We start from the raw sequence: 677 nt of genomic DNA, 5'->3' as shown, positions 1-677 counted from the left end.
AGCGACACACGAGGTTCACTTTCTTTAAACAAAGAGGCGTGACCTCAACCTTAACTAGGTTGTGCGGCGCTATTCTTTTCTTCGAAAAGAATTTGGAGCGACACACGAGGTTCGAACTCGTGACCTCAACCTTGGCAAGGTTGCGCTCTACCAACTGAGCTAGTGTCGCAATGATTAATCGTATTCACGCTTAATCTAAATTTGGTTGCGGGGGCTGGATTTGAACCAACGACCTTCGGGTTATGAGCCCGACGAGCTACCAAGCTGCTCCACCCCGCGTCCGTATTGTGTCATCGTTAAGTACGATGAAAACTTACACTCTCTAACAAGAGAATTTGTAGCGACACACGAGGTTCACTTTCTTTAAACAAAGAGGCGTGACCTCAACCTTAACTAGGTTGTGCGGCGCTATTCTTTTCTTCGAAAAGAATTTGGAGCGACACACGAGGTTCGAACTCGTGACCTCAACCTTGGCAAGGTTGCGCTCTACCAACTGAGCTAGTGTCGCAATGATTAATCGTATTCACGCTTAATCTAAATTTGGTTGCGGGGGCTGGATTTGAACCAACGACCTTCGGGTTATGAGCCCGACGAGCTACCAAGCTGCTCCACCCCGCGTCCGTATTGTGTCATCGTTAAGTACGATGAAAACTTACACTCTCTAACAAGAGAATTTG

4 tRNA genes are annotated in these 677 nt (G+C 47.3%); all 4 read right to left on the bottom strand.

The features are described from left to right. Positions 1-93: 93 nt before the first annotated feature. A tRNA-Gly gene (locus AACQ79_RS15535) sits at positions 94-169 on the bottom strand. A 33-nt stretch (positions 170-202) separates the two neighbouring features. After that, positions 203-279: transfer RNA gene (locus tag AACQ79_RS15530), tRNA-Met, on the bottom strand. Between the two features lie 153 nt (positions 280-432). Beyond that, positions 433-508 (bottom strand) — tRNA-Gly (locus tag AACQ79_RS15525). Positions 509-541: 33 nt separating this feature from the next. Then, positions 542-618, bottom strand: a tRNA-Met gene (locus AACQ79_RS15520). Between the last annotated feature and the right edge of the window lie 59 nt (positions 619-677).

Origin of the sequence: Vibrio sp. 3-2(1) (assembly GCF_963887575.1) — a bacterium.
Lineage (GTDB): Bacteria > Pseudomonadota > Gammaproteobacteria > Enterobacterales > Vibrionaceae > Vibrio > Vibrio anguillarum.
This window is presented reverse-complemented; position numbering and strand designations above follow the sequence as displayed.